At 46.6% G+C, this 25,760-nt stretch carries 29 protein-coding genes; 20 read left to right on the top strand and 9 right to left on the bottom strand.

What is annotated here, in order from left to right:
• The first annotated feature begins 37 nt into the window (after positions 1-37).
• The 7 genes from QVC96_RS11300 (at position 38) to QVC96_RS11270 (ending at position 3,882) form a co-directional block, all read left to right on the top strand.
• Positions 38-340, top strand: coding sequence for a hypothetical protein (locus QVC96_RS11300; protein ID WP_238025322.1), 303 nt, complete (start codon positions 38-40; stop codon positions 338-340).
• A gap of 218 nt (positions 341-558) precedes the next feature.
• A complete protein-coding gene (locus tag QVC96_RS11295; protein ID WP_287689308.1) occupies positions 559-873 on the top strand; it encodes a DUF4898 domain-containing protein in 315 nt (104 codons plus the stop codon).
• Between the two features lie 132 nt (positions 874-1,005).
• Positions 1,006-1,251, top strand: a complete 246-nt coding sequence (locus QVC96_RS11290; RefSeq protein ID WP_287689307.1) for a hypothetical protein — start codon at positions 1,006-1,008, stop codon at positions 1,249-1,251.
• Positions 1,187-1,630 (top strand): hypothetical protein, encoded by a 444-nt coding sequence (locus QVC96_RS11285; RefSeq protein ID WP_287689306.1) that lies wholly within the window; start codon positions 1,187-1,189, stop codon positions 1,628-1,630. The genes QVC96_RS11290 and QVC96_RS11285 overlap by 65 nt, the downstream gene beginning before the upstream one ends.
• Positions 1,570-2,742, top strand: coding sequence for a M28 family peptidase (locus QVC96_RS11280; protein ID WP_287689305.1), 1,173 nt, complete (start codon positions 1,570-1,572; stop codon positions 2,740-2,742). The genes QVC96_RS11285 and QVC96_RS11280 overlap by 61 nt, the downstream gene beginning before the upstream one ends.
• A gap of 100 nt (positions 2,743-2,842) precedes the next feature.
• Positions 2,843-3,361, top strand: coding sequence for a hypothetical protein (locus tag QVC96_RS11275; protein WP_238025326.1), 519 nt, complete (start codon positions 2,843-2,845; stop codon positions 3,359-3,361).
• A gap of 41 nt (positions 3,362-3,402) precedes the next feature.
• On the top strand, positions 3,403-3,882 hold the full coding sequence (locus QVC96_RS11270; protein ID WP_287689304.1) for a dCTP deaminase: 480 nt from the start codon (positions 3,403-3,405) through the stop codon (positions 3,880-3,882).
• A 51-nt stretch (positions 3,883-3,933) separates the two neighbouring features.
• Here QVC96_RS11270 and QVC96_RS11265 read toward each other — a convergent pair whose 3' ends face one another.
• Entirely contained in the window at positions 3,934-4,833 is a 900-nt protein-coding gene (locus QVC96_RS11265) for a BadF/BadG/BcrA/BcrD ATPase family protein (protein ID WP_287689303.1), read from the bottom strand.
• Between the two features lie 126 nt (positions 4,834-4,959).
• Here QVC96_RS11265 and QVC96_RS11260 point away from each other — a divergent pair, with 126 nt between their 5' ends.
• Positions 4,960-5,976, top strand: coding sequence for a metallopeptidase TldD-related protein (locus QVC96_RS11260; RefSeq protein WP_287689302.1), 1,017 nt, complete (start codon positions 4,960-4,962; stop codon positions 5,974-5,976).
• On the opposite strand, the gene tsaA is transcribed toward QVC96_RS11260, so the two are convergent.
• Complete coding sequence (gene tsaA, locus QVC96_RS11255; RefSeq protein WP_425597953.1) at positions 5,977-6,375, bottom strand: SAM-dependent methyltransferase; 399 nt, start codon at positions 6,373-6,375, stop codon at positions 5,977-5,979.
• Positions 6,372-6,947: an XdhC family protein gene (locus QVC96_RS11250; protein ID WP_287690485.1), complete on the bottom strand. Its 576-nt coding sequence runs from the start codon at positions 6,945-6,947 to the stop codon at positions 6,372-6,374. Before QVC96_RS11250 ends, tsaA begins: the two co-directional genes overlap by 4 nt.
• A gap of 152 nt (positions 6,948-7,099) precedes the next feature.
• On the opposite strand from QVC96_RS11250, the gene QVC96_RS11245 reads away from it, so the two are divergent.
• Positions 7,100-7,330 (top strand): ribbon-helix-helix domain-containing protein, encoded by a 231-nt coding sequence (locus QVC96_RS11245; protein WP_287689301.1) that lies wholly within the window; start codon positions 7,100-7,102, stop codon positions 7,328-7,330.
• Positions 7,327-7,749, top strand: coding sequence for a type II toxin-antitoxin system VapC family toxin (locus QVC96_RS11240; RefSeq protein WP_287689300.1), 423 nt, complete (start codon positions 7,327-7,329; stop codon positions 7,747-7,749). Before QVC96_RS11245 ends, QVC96_RS11240 begins: the two co-directional genes overlap by 4 nt.
• Positions 7,750-7,792: 43 nt before the next feature.
• Here QVC96_RS11240 and QVC96_RS11235 read toward each other — a convergent pair whose 3' ends face one another.
• Positions 7,793-8,209 carry an SRPBCC family protein gene (locus QVC96_RS11235; protein WP_287689299.1) on the bottom strand — a complete coding sequence of 139 codons (417 nt, stop codon included), beginning with the start codon at positions 8,207-8,209 and terminating at the stop codon, positions 7,793-7,795.
• A gap of 33 nt (positions 8,210-8,242) precedes the next feature.
• Complete coding sequence (locus QVC96_RS11230) at positions 8,243-9,394, bottom strand: VWA domain-containing protein (RefSeq protein WP_287689298.1); 1,152 nt, start codon at positions 9,392-9,394, stop codon at positions 8,243-8,245.
• Positions 9,395-9,691: 297 nt separating this feature from the next.
• Here QVC96_RS11230 and QVC96_RS11225 point away from each other — a divergent pair, with 297 nt between their 5' ends.
• The 8 genes from QVC96_RS11225 to QVC96_RS11190 all read left to right on the top strand — a co-directional run bounded on the left by QVC96_RS11225 (position 9,692) and on the right by QVC96_RS11190 (position 19,623).
• Entirely contained in the window at positions 9,692-10,894 is a 1,203-nt protein-coding gene (locus QVC96_RS11225; RefSeq protein WP_287689297.1) for an ABC transporter permease, read from the top strand.
• Positions 10,891-11,640, top strand: a complete 750-nt coding sequence (locus QVC96_RS11220; protein WP_238025335.1) for a peptide ABC transporter permease — start codon at positions 10,891-10,893, stop codon at positions 11,638-11,640. The genes QVC96_RS11225 and QVC96_RS11220 overlap by 4 nt, the downstream gene beginning before the upstream one ends.
• Positions 11,641-12,492: an ATP-binding cassette domain-containing protein gene (locus tag QVC96_RS11215; RefSeq protein ID WP_287689296.1), complete on the top strand. Its 852-nt coding sequence runs from the start codon at positions 11,641-11,643 to the stop codon at positions 12,490-12,492.
• Positions 12,493-12,522: 30 nt separating this feature from the next.
• Entirely contained in the window at positions 12,523-13,326 is an 804-nt protein-coding gene (locus QVC96_RS11210) for a hypothetical protein (protein WP_287689295.1), read from the top strand.
• 66 nt (positions 13,327-13,392) lie between these two features.
• Positions 13,393-15,366, top strand: coding sequence for a DEAD/DEAH box helicase (locus tag QVC96_RS11205; protein WP_238025338.1), 1,974 nt, complete (start codon positions 13,393-13,395; stop codon positions 15,364-15,366).
• A gap of 109 nt (positions 15,367-15,475) precedes the next feature.
• Positions 15,476-16,219, top strand: a complete 744-nt coding sequence (locus QVC96_RS11200) for an ABC transporter ATP-binding protein (RefSeq protein ID WP_238025339.1) — start codon at positions 15,476-15,478, stop codon at positions 16,217-16,219.
• Positions 16,216-17,832: an ABC transporter permease gene (locus tag QVC96_RS11195; RefSeq protein ID WP_287689294.1), complete on the top strand. Its 1,617-nt coding sequence runs from the start codon at positions 16,216-16,218 to the stop codon at positions 17,830-17,832. Before QVC96_RS11200 ends, QVC96_RS11195 begins: the two co-directional genes overlap by 4 nt.
• Positions 17,833-18,048: 216 nt before the next feature.
• Positions 18,049-19,623 carry an acyl-CoA carboxylase subunit beta gene (locus tag QVC96_RS11190; protein ID WP_238025341.1) on the top strand — a complete coding sequence of 525 codons (1,575 nt, stop codon included), beginning with the start codon at positions 18,049-18,051 and terminating at the stop codon, positions 19,621-19,623.
• Here QVC96_RS11190 and QVC96_RS11185 read toward each other — a convergent pair.
• Positions 19,620-19,805, bottom strand: a complete 186-nt coding sequence (locus QVC96_RS11185) for a hypothetical protein (protein WP_287689293.1) — start codon at positions 19,803-19,805, stop codon at positions 19,620-19,622. The two genes, QVC96_RS11190 and QVC96_RS11185, sit on opposite strands and share 4 nt — an antisense overlap.
• Complete coding sequence (gene hel308, locus QVC96_RS11180; RefSeq protein ID WP_287689292.1) at positions 19,756-21,858, bottom strand: ATP-dependent DNA helicase Hel308; 2,103 nt, start codon at positions 21,856-21,858, stop codon at positions 19,756-19,758. Before hel308 ends, QVC96_RS11185 begins: the two co-directional genes overlap by 50 nt.
• A 199-nt stretch (positions 21,859-22,057) precedes the next feature.
• Here hel308 and QVC96_RS11175 point away from each other — a divergent pair, with 199 nt between their 5' ends.
• Complete coding sequence (locus QVC96_RS11175; protein WP_238025344.1) at positions 22,058-23,500, top strand: APC family permease; 1,443 nt, start codon at positions 22,058-22,060, stop codon at positions 23,498-23,500.
• Between the two features lie 5 nt (positions 23,501-23,505).
• Here QVC96_RS11175 and QVC96_RS11170 read toward each other — a convergent pair whose 3' ends face one another.
• Positions 23,506-23,874, bottom strand: coding sequence for a NifB/NifX family molybdenum-iron cluster-binding protein (locus tag QVC96_RS11170; RefSeq protein WP_238025345.1), 369 nt, complete (start codon positions 23,872-23,874; stop codon positions 23,506-23,508).
• On the bottom strand, positions 23,871-24,326 hold the full coding sequence (locus tag QVC96_RS11165; protein WP_238025346.1) for a PadR family transcriptional regulator: 456 nt from the start codon (positions 24,324-24,326) through the stop codon (positions 23,871-23,873). The genes QVC96_RS11170 and QVC96_RS11165 overlap by 4 nt, the downstream gene beginning before the upstream one ends.
• A 218-nt stretch (positions 24,327-24,544) precedes the next feature.
• Here QVC96_RS11165 and QVC96_RS11160 point away from each other — a divergent pair, with 218 nt between their 5' ends.
• Positions 24,545-25,699 (top strand): hypothetical protein, encoded by a 1,155-nt coding sequence (locus tag QVC96_RS11160; RefSeq protein WP_238025347.1) that lies wholly within the window; start codon positions 24,545-24,547, stop codon positions 25,697-25,699.
• Positions 25,700-25,760: the final 61 nt, after the last annotated feature.

Below are 25,760 nucleotides of genomic sequence, written 5' to 3'. Positions count from 1 at the left end.
TCACAAACATTAAAAGTCACCTTTTCGGATAGAGATTATGACACCAATTTCTGGAATTACTGAAACAGGAATCATATCACTGATAGTGGCATTTGTGCTCGGATTACTTATAGGGTTCCTTATAAAGAATGTTATCAAGGTTGGAATAATTATCCTGGCAATCATCATCATATTAATAGCCGTCGGGGCAATAACTCCCACGTCTGTGGAACATGCGCTGATGAGTCTTGGTCAAACGGCAACTCAGGCAGAGTCCAAAGTATCCGCATATCTGGATCTGCTTCCTTACAATTCCATCGCGTTCATTATAGGTTTGGTAATTGGTTTGGTAAAAGGTTGATTGTTTTCTTTTAAAGCTCAGAGATAGATAATATCTGAAATTATGCAAAGTTTATTTAAATGCGGCATCGAAAATACTCAAATTTAATACCGACGGCGATTCTCCCCTGCCTTGAGATCAATCAAGAGCATAATCTTTAAAATTTTATTTAGTAAAGAAGTCAGTAAGCGGGGGTCTTTCAACACTCATGATTATTTTCTCGCTGTTGGTGAAGGACGATGATGGCTGATATCATGGCCAAGGGGGGAAATGAGCAGGTTGAGCCGGAGCTGTTAGAGATGTTAATATCCTCTTTCGGCGTTAATTCGACCCCCAAGAAGATCCCCATGAAAGCGGTTTCGAATCTAGGGAAAATGCTTTCGCTGATTTTACCTAAGAATGTTCAGAAAATTGTGATAGTAGTGTCGAGAGAATATCTAGGCTCAGAGAAGGGCTTTCTTGAATCGGCTAAGAACGCCTTTCCTGGCGTAAGTATTAACGTGTTATTTAGTCATAAGCTGGATAACGATTCCTTGCTGGTCTATTTTAAGTAACTCGGTATGTCGTGATACTTTTGTGCAAGAACTTTAGGCTTTGGATTCGAGCAAGAAAGTTAGGCTAGGAGTGAATTGACCGTCTATTTCCATGTAGGTGAGCACAAATACCAATCCGGATAAAGGTGAACTGTGATATCAGAACATCAATTCAAGGAGATCTGCGGGAGAGTTAGGGCACTTCTGTACTTTGGATCCTACACTAGGGAGGATTACGTAGAGGGGGTTTCGGACATCAACGTAATTGCCATTGCTGATGATAAGAGTGTTCTCATGGAGCTTGCATCCATGGACCTTTCTCCTGTGGTAATGAATGAGGAGACTCTACACATGCTATGCCGTGAAGGGAGATCCATTATGTTACTATGTTCTGAATGACTCCAAGTTAATATGTGGTTCCCTTCCCAATTTCACCTTTAATTTCACCAAAGAGACATGCAGTAAGCTCCTCCGTTACTCGAGGACACAGGTGAAGCTGAGCCTTGAGGGTGTAGCGAGAGGAGACGAGATATCATCTGTTAATAATCTCTACAGAGGTATAAGGTCCTTCATAAGGTCCAAGTGTTGTTCTAAAGGGAATATTCCCCTATCCGATGGGGAGGTGATGGAGTGCTGTAAAACAATCAGGAACGATGAGCTTTGCGAGCTTTTCAGCAGAGTTAGAGACCTTCGGAAGAATAGGGAACCAGTAACGTATTGGACGATCAGAAGGTTCATGAGAGTGGTGGAGGGAGAGATAGGAAGCAGAGAAGATTGATTATTCCCCATGGTCTACAGTTGTCCATGGAATTGGCCGAGAGAATATTCAGAATGGGCGAGGCGGTTCACGGCGGACCTGTAGAATCCAGGATAATGGAAACCCTTGAGGAGTTGTTTCCAGATAGCAGGTCTATTCCCGTTAACACCAAGTTCTGGGATGTTAGATATACGGAGGCCCTTGTGAACGGTGAGAGGATACCTTCTGTGGCTATGCCCTATACCTCAGGATGCGTTAAGGGGAGAGTGGGGAGGGAGGTGGGTCTATTTTCAATGACTCCACATCCCTTCGAGCTGAAGGACTTACCACTTTCTCAGTATGAGGGGGTAATAATTGTGGAGGATGGTAAGCTGAGAAGAATAACCCTCCCGCAGGGCTCACCTCCCACCCTTTTCACGTCGAGAAAGGTAGAGGGTTTTGTTGAATTCTGTTCTGATACCAGGCTGGTAGAGGTCAGTTCCAGAAATATTGAGGTCACAGTGAGTCAAGGAGATTCCTTCTTGGTTCTAGGCGCCCATGTGGATCATTGGTTGACAGGATTTCATGATAATATTTTATCCGTTCAGCTCTTGGTGGAGCTTAAGAAAGACTTGGAGAGACTGGACCTGAAACACGGGGTTAAGCTGGTTTTCTTCAGTTCAGAGGAGGGACCCAGATGCTGTACCGGTTCGTCCCAATATCCGGTGAATGACGTGTTTGCCATGATCTCACTCGATGCGATCTATCCTTCCAGGGTTGTATTCTCTGGAACACCTGACCTTTGGTTTTTGTCTAGACATTTTCCTGTAAAGAGGGTGGAAATGCCCACCCCCTTTTCCGATCATTATCCCTTTGTGCAGAGAGGAATTCCGGGTCTGGTCCTTTACAACGACGATATGATAGGGGTGTATCACTCAGACGCCGATATTCCAACTCCCTTGGATTCCAAGTACCTAGAGGTGCTGAGGAAGAGCTTGGTTAACGCGTTGAGGGAACTGGATTCCATGCCTACCGAGAAGCTCAATGAAGAGTTTTTCAGACATGCTAGGCAAGCTGGTTACACAGGAGATAGAAGAGAAGGAGCATTGATCCCAGATCCTCAGACCCTCACCACTAGGTTTAGACGAGTCTAGCCATATTCCATTACATTTTCCAAAAAGGTTGATCATCTTTATAAGTCAGAAATTTCATATATGATTATCAATGAGTATAGCGGTTTTCAAAGATTTATCTATGTACAAGAGAAGAGCCGAACACTATCTAGGATTCAGGGAGTACCTGGAGGATATACCGCTTAATACCAGTGATGATGTTTTCGGCACGGTGATATATCTTAAGGTTCCCGAAGCCGAGGACGTGATTAGGGCAAGTGAGTTAGCTAGGTCAGAGATAACGGATATGTTAGCAAAGAGATTGCAGGATTTCATGAAAGAAGGAAAACTGGAATTGGCTGAACAGGTGTCTCAAGTGCTGGAATCGGCTAGGGAGATAGATAGGCTAGAGGAGGTATTCAAGACGGTAACAGTTGCGTATGTATTATCTCTGATTCGGAACGAAAAAGTGAATCTAGAGGTTGATCTGAAATCTTCAGCCCTGGACTTGATGGAGGCTGTGGAGAAGCTATTCCTTATGTCAATTCCGTTCCTCTCGGAAGTAGGAGATCTGGGAAAAGCAGTGGATAATTTGAGGTCCAGTGTGGAGATGTTAAAGGCTAAGGTCAGGAAGATCAATTTCCAAGAGTGGAGTATCTGAGGCTGTATTCCTTAAAAGTCCTTTAACACAAAGAACATTTCGTGATTTACGCTCACCAGTCCATTCTCAAGTCCCTGGGAAGCATGATACTTAACTACTCACGGGAGAACGTCAAGGAGAATGGCTATGATCTGAGGATTTGTGGGGAAAGGTATTGGAGGGTGAAGGGAGGATCCCAGTTACCCGAGGTTAAGTCGGAGCTTGAGGAGATTAACTTCTTGGACTATGCTGACCTAGAAGCCGGTAACACTTACCTCTTTGAGAGCTGTGAGGAGGTGAACATGCCCTCCGACACCATTGCCATAATGACCTTGAGAAGCACGCTGGCAAGAAATGGCTTCATTGCGCCCCCAACGGTAATCGATGCAGGTTATCAAGGAAAGATTATCATAGCCATAAGCACCTTGAGAGGAGGAAAGTTAAGGAAGGGTATGGGTGTCATTCACCTCATTTTCTCCAAGTTGGATTCACCTACGGAAAAGGTATATCAGGGTAAATATCAAGGTGGAAAGCTCATTTAGTCAAAAATTCCCCTCACTTTCCGTCTAGCCATTTACGGCTTCTGAAAATCCTTAACTCTCACTTAACTTGCAGTTGATCCTGTCAAGTCCATACATGAGGGGACCCATTGTGGGGTCCTTATCTATCTTTACCGTCTTAATTCTCCACTTCAGCAAGGCCTTCTCAAATTCCTTGGCGTAAGTTTTAGATCTGAACATTCCTCCGACCACATACACGGAGCTGGATCCAACTTCCCTGGCAACCCGTGAGGCTATCTCACCCAATTCGCTGGCAGCCCTGCTCAGAATGGAGCTGGCCACACTATCTCCCTTCCTTGAAGCCTTATCCACTATCTTGGATACAGAGGCAACCCTCTCCACATTATGACCCTTGTGATAGACCCAGTAAATCAGGTCATCTATATCCCTTATCCTCAGTGATTTTGTCAGAGCCTTGGTCATTTCCGTTTCCTTTTCCACTCCCTGGAGAACCTTTGTGAGGTATCTCAACGCCTCCCTTCCAACCCAGTACGCTGACCCTGTGTCCGAGAGGAACCATCCCGCACCCTCCGCTCTAACCTTTTTATTCCCATTGATTCCGAGGATTACGCTACCTGTTCCAGAGATCGTTATGACCCCTTTTCCACCCCTCGTCTCGCTGTATAACAAGAAGAAGGAATCGTTATCCATTATGACCTCTTTTCCCAACCCGTGAAGGTTTTCCCAGAGTACCTCATAATCATATTTGGAATCTAGACCCGCCAGTCCCATTACAACGAGGTCAGGTGTAGCCCCCCTTGTACTCTCCATAACTGCCTCCCTTATTCTCTGGGTTGCTTTCCTTATTCCTACGTTGTGAAAGTTGGATCCCTCAGTTTCATGTTCCGCTATTATCTTTCCGGTACCGTTCGCACATTCCACGGCAATGGCCTTTGTCTTTGTCCCTCCACCATCAACTCCTACAACTATCATGAGTATAACAGAGTTTTCTAGGTTTAAACTTTAAGGGATAACACATTCTTCAACATCATTGATCGAGGTTGTAAGATGACATTAATATTGAGAACATTTTTCAATTGATGGTCTTAAATATCTACCATGAAAATCAGCCTCCATCACGAGTCCGTAATTAAGGAGAGAAGGGGTAACACATCGGTCACTTATAACAAGAGCTCCACCTGGAGTGTAACGAGGTACTTAACGGACTCTGGATGGAGCAACACTGGAAAGGATCGAAAACCCGATCCCATCTGCGGTTCCTTTGTTCACCCCTCAGTTGCTAAGTGGGATAGGGCAAGGGAATTACTTGACAGGATCCAGCTGGGAGATAGAATAGAAATCAGGAAGGTGAGGAGGGAGATAATCTGGGATGACTACTCCTGCATCGAGGAAAAGCTGGTGAACTACGTCACGGTTAACGGAAGAGATTTCGCGTTCACGGGCGATCCAATGGACATACCCAGCGTCTTGGAATTTCTTAAGGAAGAGAGTGGGTTCAGGCACACTGTGTTCTTCGCGGAAAAGGGGAGAGTTCTCCTAGATCCAGAGGCTACTTCCCATCTGCTGAAATCTTTAATGGCCATGCTCATGGCAGACTCGCCTCTTCTGAGCAAGGATGAGAGAGGCCTCCCTGACATAACCCTGTATGATGATCCCCTAATTGCATACTCTCACGCCTATTATACCTTTGATGACGAGGGAGTGAAGACAGAGAGAAAGGAACTCGTGGGAAATGGACAGGTGTTAAACTACCTGGGAACTCTTTACACGGGCGCGCCAGGTAACGGTAGAGGAATGTACCCCAAGCCCGACTTTTTTAACGCCGTGCTGAAACCGGGCGACTGGAAACTCAGGGAATTGATGGAGGAGTCAAAAAATGCCTTGATGGTACTCGGTGCTACCCAATCGGAGATTGTGAAGAAGAGTATAAGGATCAGGCCCAGAAGGGTTATTCAGCTGGGTGGGGGAGAGATACTTGTTAGAGAAATTGCAATTCCCTTCTCAGAACTCAGCACCCTTGATGCTATCACATCCGATACTAGGCTCGTGTACTTGGATGAGGATCACGGGGCAGTGGCGCCATTCGTGAGGATGACCGCCAGATTGCTCATCTAGCTACTGTACCTGATGCCAACCGGGAACCTGCGGGTTAATCACGGAATCCCATCTATCATACGGCTTGATATCCAGAACTGGGGTCCCGTTAAAGGCATTCAGTCCCCTAACCTTGACCCTGTTCCCCTTGACCTCTAGGATCTCCACAACTGATATACCAATGGGATTGGGTCTATTGGGACTCCTCGTTGCAAATACTCCCACCTTCTCTCCTCCCCGAACCTTAATGAGACCATTGAAATGAGAAAGGTGAAGATGATAGATAATTATCCCGTGAGAAAACTGCTCTAGCCCAGTCAGACCCTCAGCTAGTTCAGGTCGCACAACCACAAAACACTCCTTTCCTCTGGAGGGTTCACCCTCCACCTCTACGAAACCTATGGGTTCGTATGTTATCAAAGTTCCTCCACTACTTTAGCCAGTCCCTTCTTATCCCTCAATGGAATGCCCGTTCCTCCTCTAGAAACAGCTACAATTTCTGCTACAATGCTCAGCGCGATCTCATTCTCCTCCTCACCATTAAGATCCAGGCCAGCGGGTATCCTCAAGGTGAGGAGTTTCTCCTTTGGAATCCCTGCCTGCAACAATCTCTTCAGGATTACCTTTGCTCTCTTCACGCTCATCACTGCGGACACTTCCTTAGCGCCTCCTAGGATGGCCTTCATTAATGCCCAGGTATCATAAACGTGTTTTGTCGCGACCAAAACGTACTTGTCCTTCACGAGCTCGTCTGGGATCTGGAACGTGTTTCCCCTGATTACCTGATCCGCCTCGTAATCCCCATCCTCAGCGAATGGATCCACTATGATTACCCTGTACCCCAGCATCTTCAACATCCTAGAGACCGTGGGCGCAACGCCCAGGGACTTGCCCTTGCATTTGCTCTCATCAACCTTCACAGTGTCCCTATCGCAGAAAACAGGTTCCTCCATCTCAGCTTCACGGCTTGATGAGAAGATAAGAACGTCCATGGGTACCACAAAAAAGATGGTTATCTCAAAAATATAAACGTGTGCCTAATATGTTTCAGGAATCCGTTTTTTACAATTATTCTCCAGTAGAGATGGATAAACTCTTTACACTTGAGGAACGTTTATAACTGGTGTACTAACTATAGTATACTATGAGTGAAGTAGTTTCTGTGAGGGTCAAAAGGGAGATACTCAAGGAGATAGACGAGCTAGTAGCTTCGGGGACATTCAGTTCGAGAAATGAGGCACTCAACTTCATCATTTCAGAGGGACTTAAGGAAGTCAACGAGTGGAGAAGTATTCTAAACAAGTCCAAGGAGATTGGCACTCAGCTCATAAACAAGAGACTTGAGGATTTCTTGCAAGAAAGGGAGAGATATTGAAATATTTTGATACTAGCGTTATTGTCTTGTCTATCCTCAATGATCCTAGAAGGGATAAGGCTCTGAGGGAACTGGAGGGAGGTGGTATAACATCAGAGCTGGGTTTCGTGGAATTGGTGAGTTACCTTTCAAGGAATGTGCCTGACCCTCTACCCAGTGCGGTAAACATTCTTTACAGGTTCAATATATCCGTGAGGAGTCTGAGCGGGATTAGGAACTCGCCCATGGGTAACCTGTCCGAGGTCGTTCACTACGCGTTGAGAATAGCTGAGGAAGTTAAATTGAGAACCCTTGATCTCCTCCATGTGAGCTACGCAGTTCTCCTTGGGTCCAGGGAACTTGTGACGGCTGACAGGGAATTCCAGAAGGCTGAGGATTTTCTGTCTAGGCACGGGGTTCAGGCGAAGATTCTGGAATGACGTTGAGCGGTACTCTGATCCCATCCTCGTGATCATCACATGATCAAGAGCTCATGGAAGTTAATCTAACTGTCTCAATTATCCTCTCAAGGGCATGCTCGGTCCCCTGAGAGAAATGCTCCCTGTTTCTCCCCTCAAAGGGCTTCATGTAGAGAGGCATCTCAACTCTCCATGTTGAGGTAATAGCGGAGTCCTGAACGTCTATCCTATTTGTTCCTTTTAGAATTCCACTGAGAAAGTGAAGAATCACGGAGTGGTCTAGGATCTCTATCCTCACCCTGGAGGTTGATGGAAATGCAAACCTCACCTCACCCTCAAACATGTTATCAGCTACCTTGTTCACGTGAAGTTCTCGTATACCTTTCCAGTAATTAGGCATGGAGTTGACATCCTTAACTATCTCCCAAATTCTTTCGCGAAGATTCGGCGGAAACTCCTTTACGATCCTGAACTCAATCATTACCTAAATAGAGTTCTATCAAGTAATAAATGGCTACTCCGCATTTCTCATTTTCCTCGTAACTTCGCTGGCGATCTCCTTTGTGTTACCTCCACTTGACATTTTCCTGGTGAGCTCCTCTGCAACTTCCTGGAGGTCTTGCCTTCTAGTCTGCTCCGCTATTTCCCTGAGTCTATCCAGTTTCTTTGTGGCCTCGACCAGATTTCTTGCCTCCAAATCCCTGGAGTAGTTCTGAAGAGTTTGCAAGTACTCGTACTCCATGATCAGGTCCCTGTCTATCCCAGAGACGAACTCCTGCTGGTTTCGTGCCTTACTTAAGGAGAACTCAAGGGTTCTGTTCTGATCACCATTCTCGTCCCTGTATCTCACCTTAAGCGTCATGAACTTCCCTGAATATTCTCTGGGGATAACCGTTTCCCCGAAGATTTTCACCACTCCCTCAACGGCGTTTATCCTTACGGGCAAGGAGTCATAGTTCAGCAGTTTCACAGGTGATTCGGACACCAGATCAACTACGACATCACTCGCAGCCACTTGAGACTTAGCCAATCTGGGCATCTTCTCCGGAATTTCCGCGGGATCGGTGATGTGATAAAAGAAGCCTCTTCCCCTTTCAGAGACCTGAGAGAGTATTTCCTCACTGTAATCATCCCCTATCCCAAAGGAAATTATCTGCACGTTATCAGGGACAGACAATCCCTGGTATACGGGAAGACATCTGTTCAGGTCAAACTTTCTCGATAGACCGGGCATGCATCCCATGTCAGAGGGTACGCCATCTGTGAGAAGAATGACGTAGGTCGGTCCCCCAAATTTTCTCGCCAGATTAAATGCCTCCTGCAATGCCTTATACAGGGCTGTCCCACTCCCTACCTTTATCTCCTCAAGTTCCCTTCCCAACGGGGAAGGATGTACATGTTCCTTCAAAAGTGAGACCTTCTCATTGAAAGTCAGTAGGGAGAAGTAACTCTCCTTGGGCAGGTTTTCAACCAGTAACTTAGCCCCCTCCTTAGCCATCTCCAGCTTTTCACCCTTCATGGAGTAGCTTCGGTCAATCAGAACAACGTAGTGAAGGTTCTTGGCCTCAAACTTTGATTCAGGTACCAAAACTATTCTAAACATGGCCCTAATCTCTTGGATAAAGCTCTTGCCATGGCTAACGTTAAAGAGTACTGAAAGCCCCATGGGACAAATTAGTTATTACAGCGTTTAAACTTTCCTATATTTATCTCAAAACTGTGATATTAGATGTTGGAGCCCCCCATAGTGTCGTCAAACTTGCATAAATTTGTTTTATGGCTTCGTGACTTTGTATTGAACTCCTTGAACCTTAAAAAAATGCCAATATGACGACACTATGGAGCCCCCTGACAGCGCCATATGAGACAGATAAAGCTGTATAGAATGGAAAAGTTGTTAATTTTTTAAGAAAACTTTAAATAAAGAGAAAGGTTTTTAGGTCAACTAACCAACCGCTTCAAAATGAGAGCAAGGTCACTAGTAATAATCTCGTTAATGCTTATCGTGGCTGGAATATATCTTTCCTTTCTGGCGACACAAAGTCAGCGCGTCTCGCTGGTTTCCTATGGCGAGGGCGATTGTGCACTACCACCAAGTGACTGGCAGGATCAGTACTGGGCTGTGATGAGTAAAGGGCCTCCCACCGCGACGGTGATACTGAGCGGAAGTAAAACAATTGTGCTGAAGCAGGTAGAGAACATATCACTAAACTCCTCCTCATTTTATGTGTACGTGATTCACGGATATGTAGAGGAATTAGCTCCCTTGTCCTTGCCTGGTATACTCTTGGTATTCGTGGGTTCAGCCATGGGATTTAGGGGAACCGTCCTGCTTGTCCAGGAGAGGGCCATCGGAGATTTAGCCAATTCTAGGGGTGCAGGATCCCTCTCCGCTTATGTTATTAAGAGATTTTTATCATTCCTGATCTCAATCCTCATCATATCCATTATAACCGCTATCCTGGAGATCCTTCATGGAGAGAACCTGTTCAAGGTAATCCTTGAGCTTCTAACTTTCAATTTCGGTTTAAGCAGACATTACGGTCTAAGTGTGGATTCCCTTCTTGTGTCTGCACTTCCTTACACAAGCATTCTATCGGGGATATCTTTCTCCCTATCCATTTACTTGGGCTCATTCATGGCGGTTAGAAGCATTGCCCAAGAGGGTTTGGTGGCCAAGGTTGTGAGGAGGTGGAAGTACATAGGTAACGCCTTGGCTTCCTGGATCATTGCCCTCTCGCTTATCTATGCGTTCCACCTGAGGGTGGAGAACGGTGTTAACATAATTTTCCCTGTTATAGCCCTCTTTTTCCCCTTCATCGGAACCTACGCGAACAGGTTGGTTTTGCCCTATGGTGTAAATGATCCTTTGAAGGCCAAGGGACTCTCAAAGACAATATTGGTTTACAGGCATATGCTGGGAAGTGCCTCTGTAGTTGCGTTATCCACGATTTCTGCAGCCTTCGTGGACATGCTGGTGGCTGAATTTCTTGTTGAGTCCATATTTTACTGGCCAGGTCTAGGATTCCTTCTCAGGGTGGGCGCAGTTTACGGTGACTTTAAGGTGGTCGAGGGGGTCCTTATTTTCTATTCCACCATCGTTTTGCTCTCTGGACTTGTGGGAGATATCTTTTATGGATATGTTGATCCCAGGGTGAGAAGATGAGATGGGCCTTGCTGGGGTTCCTCATTTACTTTGGATGGGCCTTAGTTTTCACCTTCATTCAGCTACCTAGCGGTTCCCCGCTTCTTCCTCCATCTCACCAGTACCCGCTGGGCACCTACGTGAATGGTGGTAACATGATTAACGTTAATGCTAGAGCTGTGGTGGATACACTCCTCTTTGGTATTATGGTAGCGCTCATAGAGGTTGGTCTGGGGGTTTCATACGGGGTCCTGGCCGGTAGCTCATGTGGTAGCCTCAGGTCTCTGATGATGAGGGTATCCGACGGCATAACCTCACTTCCGAGGGTGCCCATTCTCATGGCCATCATCATACTTTTTGCCACACCGGAGGTGACCTTTGTAAAGGCAAATTTCTTCCTGACTGCCCTGGTTGTGGGGCTAACTGGATGGTCTGTGATATCGAGACAGGTGTCGGAAGCCGTGTGCAAGGGAAATCCACTTTTCAAGATCCCGGAAATCTCCATTTACCAAAGGCTGAGAAGTTCCTGGGGAATAGGCAAGGCCCTGTCAAAACGCTTTTTCCTGCCTTCAGTGGTTGATGGGATAGCCGTGTATACCGCACTAGGAGTGATAGCTGGAGTTGGGGATCCCAACTTTCCTACACTGACAACACTCTTGAATAGCTCGCGTCTCTTTGACTTCTGGTGGCTGTTTCTTCCCCCAGCAGGTTTCAGGGCAATTCTCTTGATTCTCATCTTCCTGGTTTCAGATTCAATGGTGAGATAAATGCTGGAGTATAACTGTGTTACAGTGAAAGGGCTGAAATGCTTCAGTGCCAAGCTGGATAAGAAGTCTGTGGGAATTCTGGGAGAGAAGGACAGCGGAAAGGAGGCCATCATTCCTGCAACATTAGGTCTCTTAGATAACGTCTCCGGTTCCATCCTCCTTGATGGCATTGATCTGCTGAAATCGAGGGACCTTCTTCATAAGGTCAGATGGGAGAGGATATCAGCAGTGTTTTATGATCCCGGTACCATGTTCAATCCTCTGTACACGGTTGGATCCCACTTTGCCGAGATTGTGGTTTCCCATGAGATTGGAAACAGCGAGTATGGAGTTGAAGTTGGACTGGAGTATCTGAAGCTCATGGGACTCAACTCTGACGTAATGGAAAAGTTGCCCTATCAACTCACTCCTTTACAGCTGAAAAAGGTCGCCATAGCTCTCGCAGTGTTTCTGGAACCGGATTACGTGATATTTGACGATCTCGAATTCGGACTGGGAGATATTGGACGGGCCACTCTGATGAATTCAATCATAGATCTGATGGGTTCCGTCAGAAGCTCCTTCATGTTCTTGGAAAACAATCCAGGAATTCTCTCCAGGCTTGCGGATCACGTGATGGTGCTGTATCGTGGGGAAGTGGTGGAGGAGGGTCCTGAGGTCCTGCAGTCACCCTTACATCCCTACACCATAGATCTAATTAACGGGGAAATTGAGGAGGAGAAGGTAGAAGGAAAGGGTTGCCCCTATTCAGGGATCTGCAAACACTCCACTCCCAAGTGCTTTCAGAACGTGAACTGGGTTTCAATGGGTAACCATAGGGTCAGGTGTATTGCCTATGCCTGCGGGATATAACCCTATTCCTTTACGAGTAGTGGTGGTACAATGATACAGCTAAAGAATGGTCCAATACCCTTGATAAAGGACATTACCTGCATTCTTGGAGAGTGGGATGAGTACAAGGCTAGGCTTTCCCAATCCCTGAAAAGGGGAGATCTGGAAGTTCAGTATATCGATCCATCCACCGGAGAGTATATGTCGAGGAAGGATGGTATAAGGTCCACCTACCTTATTCCACGTCACCTCGAGAGGGGTAGAATAAAGGCAAAGGACCTACTTTCGGCTTGGCTAAAGAGCAGTAAGAGGGTTCAGGAAATAATGTTCCTTCTGGGAATTCCCGACGACTCTCTGGATGACCTGAGCGATCTAAACCTGGTCAAGGTTTACCTCTCTCCTCTCTTCATGGAGAAAACGCGTTTCGTCATTGTTGAGGATATTTTCCAGGAGGTGGAGGAACAGGAGAGGCTCAAGGTAGAGAAACTCCTAGTCAAAATCATTAGATCAAGGGGGCTGGACGCGTTGCTGTTCGTTAGCTCTGTTGACCTTATTTCACCTTGTAGCTCTGTTACCGTGATGTATGAGGACGAAGTGGTTGAGCGGGGTACTCGTCTGCTTCATCCCTACTCCATGGTGTTGGCAAATTCCGTGATTCGCCTTGGTAGGAAGGGAGAGAAGGTTAGCGTGGTCGAAGTTGGAGAGGGAAGCATGAGCGGATGCAGGTTTCATGATTACTGTGAGGTTATGAGGAGAAAGAGGGATCTACAGAGGCTGTGTAGACTGCAAAAGCCACCCATGGTTCAGATGGAGGACGCAGAGGTGAAGTGCTGGGACTACGCCAGGAGGACCTGATAATGGTCTTTCTTGTAGAGTATCCTGTAGAAAATGTTATTTTTAGTCTAGTTCCACTCTCTCTGAATGGACTTTCCATTAGCCGAGAGGTTCTTCAAGGAATATAACAATGACAGGGATAGGAACTACTTGATTTCTGCACCTACCGGTAGCGGGAAGACTCACATTGCTAAGAGAGTTCTAGTTGAGAGTAAAGGGATTTCCGTGTACGTTTCTCCTTTGAAGGCTCTATCCAGGGAAGTATATCTCTCCATCAAGGATAAAACCAGGGCAGTGATGGTGGATTCTGACGTTTATGAAGAGGATCTCAGGAAGATAAGCGGAGACGTTCTCCTCACCACCTATGAGAAGTTTGACAGCGCCATACGTCACAACTACTCCTGGCTCAATAACGTCTCGAAGATCATAATAGATGAGGTCCATAACGTGGAAAGCGATAGGGGGTTAGCGCTGGAAAACCTAGTGCTCTGGGCAAAATCCAGGAAGGTTCCCCTGATAGCCCTGAGTGCCACCCTTAGTGAACCTGAGAGATACGTGAGGTGGCTCGACGCTAGGCTCATTTCCCACGACAAGAGGACCGTTCCCCTTCATGAATGCGTTGCCTTTCCCTACGTTCTCAGGTGTGGAGAATGGGAGGAGAACCTGAAGCCGTCCAGGCTAACACGTCCCAGGTTTGAGCTACTGGTTCTGGTTCTCCAAAGGATTGTCTCCATGGGCAAGAACGCCCTGGTTTTCGTGAAGAGCAGGAGGTCTGCTGAGACTCTCGCTCTGGAGCTTCAGAAAAGGGATTTCAAGGCTAATCACTACCATAGCGGGCTATCCCACGACGAGAGAAGGAAGGTGCTGGATATGTTGATGGAGGGAAACCTCAACGTCGTGGTGTCCACCACTGCCCTGGGTCAGGGAGTAAACCTGCCAGTTTATGCTGTCGTCTTTTACGAACTTAAGTTGCCAGATGTTGACGAGAGGGGAGAATTCAAGGGATGGAAAGACGTCTCTCCTGCAGAGTTCAAGCAGATGGCAGGAAGGGCAGGAAGGCCCAGGTATGACAAGGAGGGAATGGCCATAATCATTGCCAATTCCGAGAAATTTGCAGTTCAACTGGAGGAGAAATATTATCGTGGAAGAACAAAGGCAGAGGTAATCAAACCGGATCTTGACACACTCTCTCTGGCCTTCGTTTCGTGGAATGACGGGGTGGATATAGATGATCTTGGAAGGTCATTAAACTCAACGTTCAATTTCAGAGGGATCGAGAATAGTGTAATCGAGTCCTCTGTGTTAAGGCTCAGGGAAATGAAACTTGTTACCACTGATCAAGGGGTGACGGTGACCCCTCTGGGAAGAGCCGTGGCCGTGAGTTATATTGACGTTAAGGCCCTCTCGGGTTTCCCCATAGAGGACAAGGGAGCAGACCTGCTGACCGTCATTGCGAGTTCATCGGCGGTTGCCCAGTCCCTCAGGGGTTGTAAGGAAGGGAAGGAACTGCTCACCAGATGGATGAGCGGGAACAGTCTGGATGGTGTATGCGAAAAGCTGACCTCCAAGGATCTGGGGGAGGTCATTTCAAACGCCAAGTGGATCTCCTTCGCCATGTTCCGCGTTTTAAGGGCGCTGGGAGATGACAGGTTTCGTAAGGCTCTAGAAATTCATGACAGCCTGAAATACGGTGTTCCTCCGGATGGCGTGAAACTTGCCAAGTCAGGGTTAACCAGGGACGCCGTGGTGCACGTTCTGTCCCTGGGAATAAAGGATCTGCGCGAGCTCTGCATGAAGGTGGGCTACAGGGAACTCAGGGATGAGCTCAGGAGGTCCAACGTCCAGATAGAGTTGATGTGCAGGGAGGTTTACTCCAACGATCCCTTGACCTTTGACGTTAGGAGGGCAATTCAGGAGTACCGTCAAAAGGAATTTAGCCTCAAGGAAGTCTCCTCCAGATTTGGAGGGGATGTTCTAAGGGAGATGGTGAAATTACATCTGCTAAGAAAGAGGGGAGAGAGATACGTGATAAGGGATCTGGAACAGGTATTTACGGGATAAGTTAAATCCTCGAGCACAAAATATTACTTTATGATAGAATAAGCTTTTAAGAATTGAATTTAACGTTGAGTGGGGATGGTCAGATGGAACAATCCTAGAGGGAGTCAATTTGGCATATCAGTATCCCAATAACTACAGGGTATTCGAGAACGTCACTCTCAGGACTGAGGAGAATCAACTCACTGCCATAGTGGGGCCCTCAGGAGTTGGGAAATCCACTCTGCTCAGGATTCTGGGAGGATTTATCAAGCCCTCCGAGGGAGAGGTCAGATTAATGGGGAAAAAGGTTCTCCATCCCACCCCGCGAATAGCTCTCATTCACCAGTCGATTGCCACCTTTCCCTGGTTAACTGCCCTGGAGAACGTTAAACTCGGCCTTAAGTATAGGAAGCTTCCCAAGGAGGAGGAGGAAAAGATAGCCAGAAAGATGCTTGAGCTTGTGGGACTTCAGGGCTTTGAGGACTTTTATCCTAAACAGATGAGCGGGGGAATGAGGCAGAGGGTGGCTATAGCCAGAGCCTTGGCGGCAGATCCTTACGTTCTGCTCATGGACGAGCCCTTCGCTCACTTGGATGAGCTCACCGCTGAAGGTCTCAGGCAGGAAATTTACTCCACCATTTTCAACGATGATACCTCGCTCAAGACAGCGGTAATGGTTTCTCACAACATGAACGAGGTTGTGGAGTTATCTGACAAGGTTTATGTTCTAAACGGAAGTCCCGCCACCATAGCTGGTGAGGTAATCATAGATTTAGAGAGGCCCAGAAATCCTAAGGATCCTAGATTTCAGGAGTATCTGGACACGTTGTATAAGCTTCTGACCCCGGTCAAGAAACGGGTGAAAGAGAGTTGATTTTTCCCCTCCTGGCGTTGCTGGCTGTTGGTGTCACAGTGGGAAGAGTTTTCATCACCATCATCCTCTCCATTGTAACGGGATGGCTTCTGGGCTACTTGGCCTTGAGAAACAGGGCCTTTGAGAACGTGTACATCTCGGTCTCAGAGGTCCTGGAATCCGTCCCCGTTATTTCCTTCTTCCCTGTAGTGTTGATTTTCTTTGTTACAGACATAGGAGGATTCCTGGGCACTGAGCTGGCAGTGATATTTCTTGTGTTCACTGCAGTTGTGTGGAACATATGGATGGGGATTTACCAGGCCTTCAAGACAGTTCCAGAGAACCTGAATGAGGTTGCTGAAAACATGAGACTGGGTTTCCTGGGAAAGATGTCCAAGCTCTACATTCCTTTTTCCATACCCAGAATTGCCGCCAATCTGATTCCCAGCTTCGCGGATGCAATGTTCTACATCACGGTAAGTGAGGTCTTCAGTGTTGGAAACAGTAACTATGCAGTTTTTGGGATCGGATCCCTTATCTCCAGGTTGACCACTTCGGGACTTTACAACCAGGCTCTCTACGCTCTGGGAATTCTAGCAGTGGTGGTAGTTTTCATAACCGTGGCGTTAAGGGAGTTCGCTTCATTCTCGGTTCAGAGATACGGTCTTGATACAGAATCCTCCAACATGGCCGTGAGAAGGGGAAGGTTCAGGGTCAGATACTCCGCCAAGATAAGTAATGCCATAGCTCCCGTGGCCAAGTTGGCCAGATACGTGACTAGGAGTAAACCTATTCCTGCAGATATTGACGAGGATGAGGAGAGAGTGCGCCATTGGGGAAATCTGGGTAAGATTATTGCGGTTCTTTTCTTGATAGGAATTTCCTACTCCGTCTTTACCGTGGTCAAGTCTGTACCCCCTGAGACGTGGAACTCACTGGTCTCCTCAACTCCTTACGACTTGGTATTAATAGGAATAGATTACCTCAGGGTGGGAATAATAGCGGTAATATCCTTGATAATAGCTATCTTTGTTGGATACTGGCTTTCCATTCACGAGAGAACAGAGAGGGTAATTATACCAGTTATACAGACCGTGGCATCCTTTCCTGCTCCTGCATACTTTCCCCTCCTGTATGGGGCGACATACCCCGTTCTGAGGTCTTTTCTGGGAGGTTTCACCAACGAATTTTATGTTCTATTGTTGGGCTTTATTTCCACTTTCTACTACGTGTTCTACAGTTACTGGATGGGTATCAAGAACATGCCCAAGGAGTACTGGGAAGTCATGGATAATCTGAACCTCACGTTCTGGCAGAGGCTGAGAAGGGTGGTAATTCCCTCGGCAATGCCATACATCGTTGCTGGCCTGACCAGCACCGTGAACAGCGCCTGGGGAGGTCTGGCGATAGGAGAGTACTGGCCAGACATATATGACGGGAGAACACTTCAGGTTCATCAAGGTTTAATGAAAGAGCTCGCACTTGCAGATAGTCAGGGGAACCTCGCGCTGGTGGGATGGCTTTCAATTCTGTTTGCGATAGTGGTGGTGATCTATTCCCTTTTCTTCACCAGAAAGCTCATGGACTTGGCCAGGCAGAAGTACGTTGCGGAAGAGGGTATATATGCTGCATAGTCCTCATCTCAAGTCCAGCTTACACTTTTAACGTTGGCCATCATCTACTACTCACCAGTGATGAGGAATCCGGGATCCGATCTGTGAGGGCCCATACGCGAACTCTGAGGGAATGACTAAGAAAGTTATAATTATAAAATATCAGCATGTATAATTTTCCTAAAGTTTAAATGATAAAAATTTTAAGAGAGAGTTTGCAATAGGTTTCGATTACACATGACTGCAACTTTCGAAAAACCGGACATGTCAAAGTTAGTTGAAGAGTTAAGAAACCTGAAGGCCAAGGCCTATATGGGCGGAGGGGAGGAAAGAATACAGGCTCAACATGCCAAGGGTAAGCTGACTGCCAGGGAGAGATTGAACCTGTTATTTGACGAGGGAACCTTCAACGAGGTCATGACCTTTGCCACAACCAAGGCTACGGAATTCGGACTAGATAAAAACAAGGTTTATGGAGATGGAGTAGTCACGGGTTGGGGCCAGGTCGAAGGCAGGACAGTGTTTGCGTTTGCCCAGGACTTCACGTCAATTGGTGGAACCCTTGGAGAGACCCATGCATCCAAGATAGCGAAGGTGTACGAGCTTGCGTTAAAGGTTGGAGCGCCAGTGGTCGGGATAAACGATTCAGGAGGAGCTAGGATTCAGGAAGGAGCCGTTGCCCTGGAGGGTTACGGTACAGTCTTTAAGGCCAATGTCATGGCATCTGGCGTGATACCACAGATAACCATCATGGCCGGTCCAGCTGCCGGTGGCGCTGTGTATTCCCCTGCTCTCACCGACTTTATCATCATGATCAAGGGCGATGCGTACTACATGTTCGTAACAGGTCCGGAGATAACAAAGGTGGTGCTGGGAGAGGATGTTTCCTTCCAGGACCTTGGTGGGGCCGTGATCCACGCCACTAAATCAGGAGTTGTCCATTTCATTGCCGAGAATGAACAGGATTCCATTAACATAACAAAGAGGCTGCTTTCCTACTTGCCCTCCAATAACATGGAGGAACCTCCCTTCATGGATACTGGGGACCCGGCAGATAGGGAGATGAAAGATGTGGAGAGCGTGGTTCCCACGGACACGGTTAAGCCCTTTGACATCAGGGAAGTGATATACAGAACCGTGGATAACGGTGAGTTCATGGAAGTTCAGAAACACTGGGCCCAGAACATGGTAGTTGGATTCGGGAGGGTGGCTGGGAATGTGGTTGGAATAGTTGCCAACAATTCAGCTCATCTTGGAGCGGCAATAGACATAGATGCCTCAGATAAGGCAGCCAGATTCATAAGGTTCTGTGACGCCTTCAATATCCCTCTAATAAGCTTGGTTGACACACCCGGTTACATGCCAGGGACCGATCAGGAGTACAAGGGAATAATTAGGCATGGTGCAAAGATGTTGTACGCGTTCGCTGAGGCTACTGTTCCTAAGGTCACCGTGGTAGTTAGAAGGTCCTATGGAGGGGCTCACATAGCCATGAGCATTAAGAGCCTTGGTGCCGACCTCATATATGCGTGGCCCTCTGCTGAGATCGCAGTCACCGGGCCTGAGGGTGCTGTAAGAATCCTGTACAGAAGGGAGATACAGAATAGTAAGTCCCCTGACGATCTGATCAAGGAGAGGATAGCAGAGTACAAGAAGTTATTCGCCAACCCCTACTGGGCAGCAGAGAAGGGATTGATTGATGACGTCATAGAGCCAAAGGACACCAGAAAGGTGATAGCTTCAGCACTCAAGATGTTGAAGAACAAGAGGGAGTTCAGGTATCCAAAGAAGCATGGAAATATTCCCCTCTAAGGCCTTCTTTTCTTCACCAGTAATCTATTTCCATCATATCTGGTATCTTGGGCTAAAGCTCTCAACACCAATTCCAGTTTTTTCAAGGTATCCCTATCTCCCTGGAACGCAAGTTCTTCCCCGTCCTTTGCCCTAAAGAACTCCTCCAATAACTCTTGCAGCGTCCTTGACAACTTTCTCACCTATCTTCTCACCGAGAATTGCCTTAACCTTTTCAGGATTCATTACCAGATCCTCCGGTTTCGTGAGACCGTTCTGGTACAGTAGTCTTCCCCTCTTCCTTCCAATTCCCGGCACTCTCACCAGATCCAGCAGATCTTCCTTCACGCCGTCCGATACCCTCCTGTTGAGCAGGAACATGATATCAGCGTGGGATTCCCACCCCAAGGCCTTACTCACCTGATAACCCGAGTAAGTGAGCCATTCCATGGTCTCCACTATGGATCTTAGATCTCCAGAACCTATCCCATACTTTGATAGAATGGCGTCCTCTTCAACTTCCTCAATCCAATCATGAACAATTAGAGCAATCTTAAGGGCGGAGAAATACTGGAACTCTTCGTCCTCGTCATCTGGCACCTCAGTGAATGTAGGGCATGGCGACCATTCAAGGAGATCATCCTCCTCAGGCTTGCTCACGTTGGCTATGGGTCCGTCTGGTGTCAGGGCTAGCATATGAATGTAGGGAATATCACAGCTTTCTGCCTCGCTCATGGATAGGATGTCCTTGATCAGCTTTGCAGTGAAGGGGTTGATGTAAAGGTCCGCAACCCTTCTCCCGAACTTGGTCAACTTCACTCCTTCGGTGAAGAATCCGTTTTCCCTCAACCAATTGAGTCCAGATTCAAGGTAGGACTTCACAAGCTCCTTGTCCAGAAAGGTCTCCTGCGCCATGTTTCTAACCTGATCTTCTGTGGTTCCCTCTTCCGACGCCAGGCCCAGCAAAAAGGAATAGAACGCAGATTCGTTACCCAGCTTGGACTCCAGGGGTTCTGGTGGAGATAGGATGTACTTTTTCGCTATCCTCTCCGAATCCTTTCTGTTTCTCACCACTATCACCGCCTCGCCCTCACTGTCGTAACCAGGCCTTCCCGCTCTTCCGCTCATCTGTTTGTACTCCATAACCGAGATCTCCTCCTGAAAGCCCAGGATCTTTCTGTTGAACCTGTAAATGTCTCCCACTACCACAGCTCTGGCCGGTAAGTTAACACCTGCAGCCAGCGTTGGAGTTGCCGTAATCACCTTGATCACCCTTTTCCTAAACCCCTCTTCAATCAAATCCCTCAGTCCCTTTGATAGACCGGCATGATGGAACGCCACTCCCTTGCTCAATAGCTCCGCTAGAGTTGTCTTTTCGTCTGAACCCGCATCTTCAACTTCCCTCAATCTGGAGATCAGTTCTTCTATCTCCTTTCTTTTGAGCGGAAGATTCAACTCGGCTATCTTCCTTGCGGTGGTTTCAGCCATCTTCCTTGAGTTTCTGAATACAAGGACCTGACCACCATCCTCTACAACCCTCTTGGTGTAGGCGAGAATTCCGTCATTTCCCTTCAGCTGGATGATGGTCCCATCTGAATAGGAAACCATTATCTTTCTGTCATTCACAAGTACGCCTTCCCTCAGTGGGACTGGTCTCCAGTTGGTCTTCACAGGGATGGCGTTGAGCCACTCCGCGATGGCGTCAGCGTTGCTCACCGTGGCGCTTAACCCCAGAAGGTTCCTTTTCTTTGCCCTCACTGCCACGCTTTCCACCACTGGGCCCCTCTTTCCGTCATTCAGATAGTGAAACTCATCAAGAACGAAATAGTCGGACTCCTTTAACCACGAGGGATTGTGTCTCCAGAGGGAGTCCAGCTTTTCGTACGTTGTGACCACAATATCATATTTACTGAGAAAGGCGTCATCAGTATCGTAATCCCCTGAGGTCATTCCTACCCTGTAACCCAGCGCCTCCCAGTCCTTGAACGTGTTATACTTCTCAGATGTTAGCGCCCTCAGGGGAGTAACGTAGATGGCTCTTCTTCCCCCGTTGAGAAGATGAGAGATCATTCCAAGCTCAGCTATGAGTGTTTTCCCTGAACCGGTGGGTGAAGTCAGGAGTAGTCTCTTACCTTGTAACAAACCCTTTTCAACAGCCTCGCATTGCACGGGATTTAGGGTTACTATTCCTCTCCTCTTCAGCACGTCCCTGACCCTGACATCCATAGGAAGTTCCTCAACACCAATAATTTTCATTAATGGACAAAATCCATTCCACCCTTTATTATATTGCGGAAATCATGGTCCTTCCAGAAGCCCGGCTATCAGAACGTCCTAAGCTTTATGGAATCTTCATGATATAATGAAATAATTTCTCAATTATCACGTTAAGCTATTTTTATTTGCCTGTTACAAGAAGATTTTAAAATCTCTATGGTAATAACATTTTCCCTGAATGTCAAAGGGATCTCAGGAACAGCTAAATGAGGAACCTAAAAGGGTCATAGGAATCCTAGACCTTATATTTCTCTCCTTGGGAGGTCAATCTCCATTTCTCAGCGTGTTAACCTACGGTTTGTACGCATTTCTGCTTGTGGGTACCGGGGCGTCCCTGGCCATTATCCTGGGGACAATCCTAGTCCTGGTTAACGGTCTTTCAGTTTATGTTTTATCTAGAAAATTTACCAAAACTGGAGGATATTATACCTACGCATACTACACATTGACCAAGAGGCTGGGATTCGAAACAGGCTGGTTATATCTTCTCTACTCCTCGATGTATGGTGCTGCATATGTGCTGGGAGCTTCCTACATATTGTCCACTATAATTCCCGTACCCTCCGTGGTTATTGCTTCGGTCATTCTGACAATTTCCAGTGTTTTTGCCATTCTAGGAATAAAACCCACAGCAAAATATGCTATAGTTGCGAGCCTTATTGAAATTAGTATGATGGCAGCTCTGGCAGTATTGTTTATGGCCTCTACCCATTTCTATCTCTATAATCCAATTCCGTCAAATCTTAACCTTAGCACACTAGCCCTAGCAATCCTGTTTGGGTCCTCCATACCAACCGGCTACGGCTCCATCACTCCTCTGTCTGGTGAGGTCAAGAACCCTGAGAAGAGCGTTCCAAGGGCAATAGTGACAGTTATCCTTTTGGGCGGTCTCCTTGCGGCCTTTGATGTATACGGAATAACAGATCACGTCATTTATTTCCATCTAGTAGCAAATCAGCTAAATTTGGTTCAACTCATTGAAGATAGATTTGGATTGATAACTCTCGTTTTTGTTCTTTTTGCTGCTGCCAACGATGGGATATTGGCCACCCTAACTTACATGATGGCCACATCCAGAACCATTTTCGCAATGTCTAGAGGAGGATTCTTACCAGAGCTCCTTGGAAAGCTAGAATCGGGAAGAGGACCAATTAACGCTGTCCTGGTCACAGTGGCCACTTTTGTGGCAATAGTTCTAGGCGGAATCCTGCTTACAGGCTTTAACGCATTTTTAGCGTTCACAATAGCAGGTCTGGTTTCATTGCTGGCCAACATTTTCGTTCATTTGGCGTCAGATTTCTCGTTATTCAGAATTTCTATCACTAAGGTTAACAAGAGAGTTAACTGGCTTGTGCTCTCCCTAGGGGGTATATTGTTTTCATCCTATGAGCTGTTCCAATCCATCAAAACCTCCTCACCGATAATCGTTTACTTCTTTATGGGAACCATAATCCTGGGTTTCTTGGCAGCCGAAATTATAGAGATGAGCGAAGCGAGTAAGGACGAGGAGGATCATGAGGAAAGCAATGGACAACATAATGGACAGGCCAATCATCATGAGAAGTCAAACGAGTATGGGAAAATCAAAGCGAGAAAGTCGGAGGATGAGAAGGTAACCTAGTAGTCTTAGTGATGTATGTGATGTCCTCCGTGACCGTGATGCTCTCCATGTGTGGGTTCATGGGTTTCCATTAGTTCTCCTTTGATTAGTTTATCAAGTGCGTCTTCAACCCTGCCCTCCGCTATGTATATTTTTGCCTTTCCTTCCAGGAATCTGACACCTGGAGGCCCTATCTCAGCCACCACAAAGGCCGTCACTCCCTTATCCAGAGCTGATCTAAGCATATATATTCCCCTAGCAGCGGTAGCCTTGAGTGCTGGATTCTCGTACTCCTCGATCAGCCTTATCTTTTCATCAACTTCGTATATCCTCACCGTGAGTCCCTCTCCAGGTCCATCTATCATGCCATTAGTTACAGGTACAGCGACCTTCATGAAACCACCTTCATTAATCTCTCACTGAGTCTTTTAATTCTATCTGAAATCATGCTTAGTTTCCCTGGATCGTTCCTCTTTAGATCCTCTAGGTAGTCCACGTAAAATTCTATCTCCTCAATTATCTCCTCGGGGGATGAGGGCTCACGTCTCATGCTCTCCTTAAAGCTGGACATCACGGCCATCCTCTGCCGTATTATCTCTATTTCATCTTTGCCTATTTCGGTTAATTCATATTTTCCATCTTCTCTCCTCCTTATGAATCCCTCCTGAGACATTTTTGCCAGCATAGGATAAAGGGAGCCGGGCGAGGGTCTCCACCAACCCTTGGTCATTTCCTCTATTTCCTTCATTATCTCAATTCCGTTCTTGGGCGACTCATTCAACGAGAAGAGTATTACGAACCTTAACCCTCTCCTACCTCCCCTATGACCAAATCCGTGGTGAAACATTGTGTATCTAAATACCGATATCGGATTACAGATATAAATCTTTCTGAGCTCTAAGATGTGGTAAAGGCATTGAAAAAGACCCACGGTATCAGTGATTTCCAGAGAACCATCGAGTGAATATTTGAGGCCAAGTCGAGATGATATCTGGCTTTTGTCAAGGATGCAGATTCTAAGCTATTTTGACAATGTTTTTAAACATCTCGGATGGGATCACTATTATGAACAAGTCTCTAGTTATAGGAGTAATAGCCATTTTGGTGATAGCCGTCGTAGTGATTGGGTTCATGCAGTTATCTGTTCCACATAACACTGTTCAGCAGGCTAAAGTTAATCTTGCCTCAGCGCCCAGCAGTACTGTTCTTCTCTCTCCAGTTCAGGCTCAAGTGTCAACTGGAGTGTCGGGTTACACGGTTGGAGCATGGATGGAGTTAAGTAACTTATCCGGACTGGCTCCAATGAACACTATAACCTCACAGTATCTGGGCAATTTCTCACAAATGGTTGGAACCACCTTCGCGGAGGTTCTAGTTCATAACAGCACTTCCACGGCTATAACTTTCGTATCCAAGGTCACTTCGTCCAATGTTACACAGGACTTTAGAAAACTTGCATTGATCTTAGTTGCAGGTTACAATTTCAACGTAAATAAGAGTGGTAACTTGGAATATGTGTATGGTAACATTTCCAAGTATGGTATAGCGCTTGGCTACAACGGAGAATACCTAGTTGGAGTTATGGTGACAGGTGTAAGTGATCCTTCTCAGGCCTCACTTAACCTATTTATGAACCAGTATCAGGATGCCGTAAATTCTCAATCAGCAGTGGTGCAACCACCCTCCATTTTTGGTAGCGTGAACGAAATGAAGTTGACCTACTGGTCATACATCAACTACACCGCTTTAAACTCCCTTAATCTTTCCACAGGTCTAGGAAACGGATTCATGAGCAATTTCCACGGCATGAAGTTCTCAAACCTTAACATGAGTAATGCGCAGTCAAAGTATCAGCAACTGTTCCATCAATGGAAGCTCAACGTAAGTGCTGGATATCTGGCCATTTACGCTAACAGCTCCTCAATACTTGCGGTTCAAGTGACTCAGTTCAACACGCCATCGCAAGCTCAAGCTCAGTATAACATGACTCTCTCCTTCTATGAAAACATGAAGGAATACACGGGAATGAATTCCGTGATAACTCAAGGAAACTTTAATGGTGCTCCGTACTTCATCGCCAATCCATACCCTATTAACAATAACACACTGGTGCTGGAGTCGGTATCAGGTCAGTATCTAGTTATGGAAACCAATTATGCTCATGTAGCCAGCCAGTCCCTGCTTCTCTCATATCTTCAAAACCTTTTAGGCCAACTATAACTTCTCCAAAGTTACCTATTTTTGATCCTTTTTAGGTCTAAATCAAGAATTGATTTGATAT

It is taken from the genome of Metallosphaera javensis (ex Sakai et al. 2022), assembly GCA_021654415.1.
GTDB classification, from domain to species: Archaea; Thermoproteota; Thermoprotei_A; order Sulfolobales; family Sulfolobaceae; genus Metallosphaera; species Metallosphaera javensis.
The sequence above is the reverse complement of the archived record's forward strand: the minus strand, read 5'-3'. Positions and strand labels throughout refer to the sequence as shown.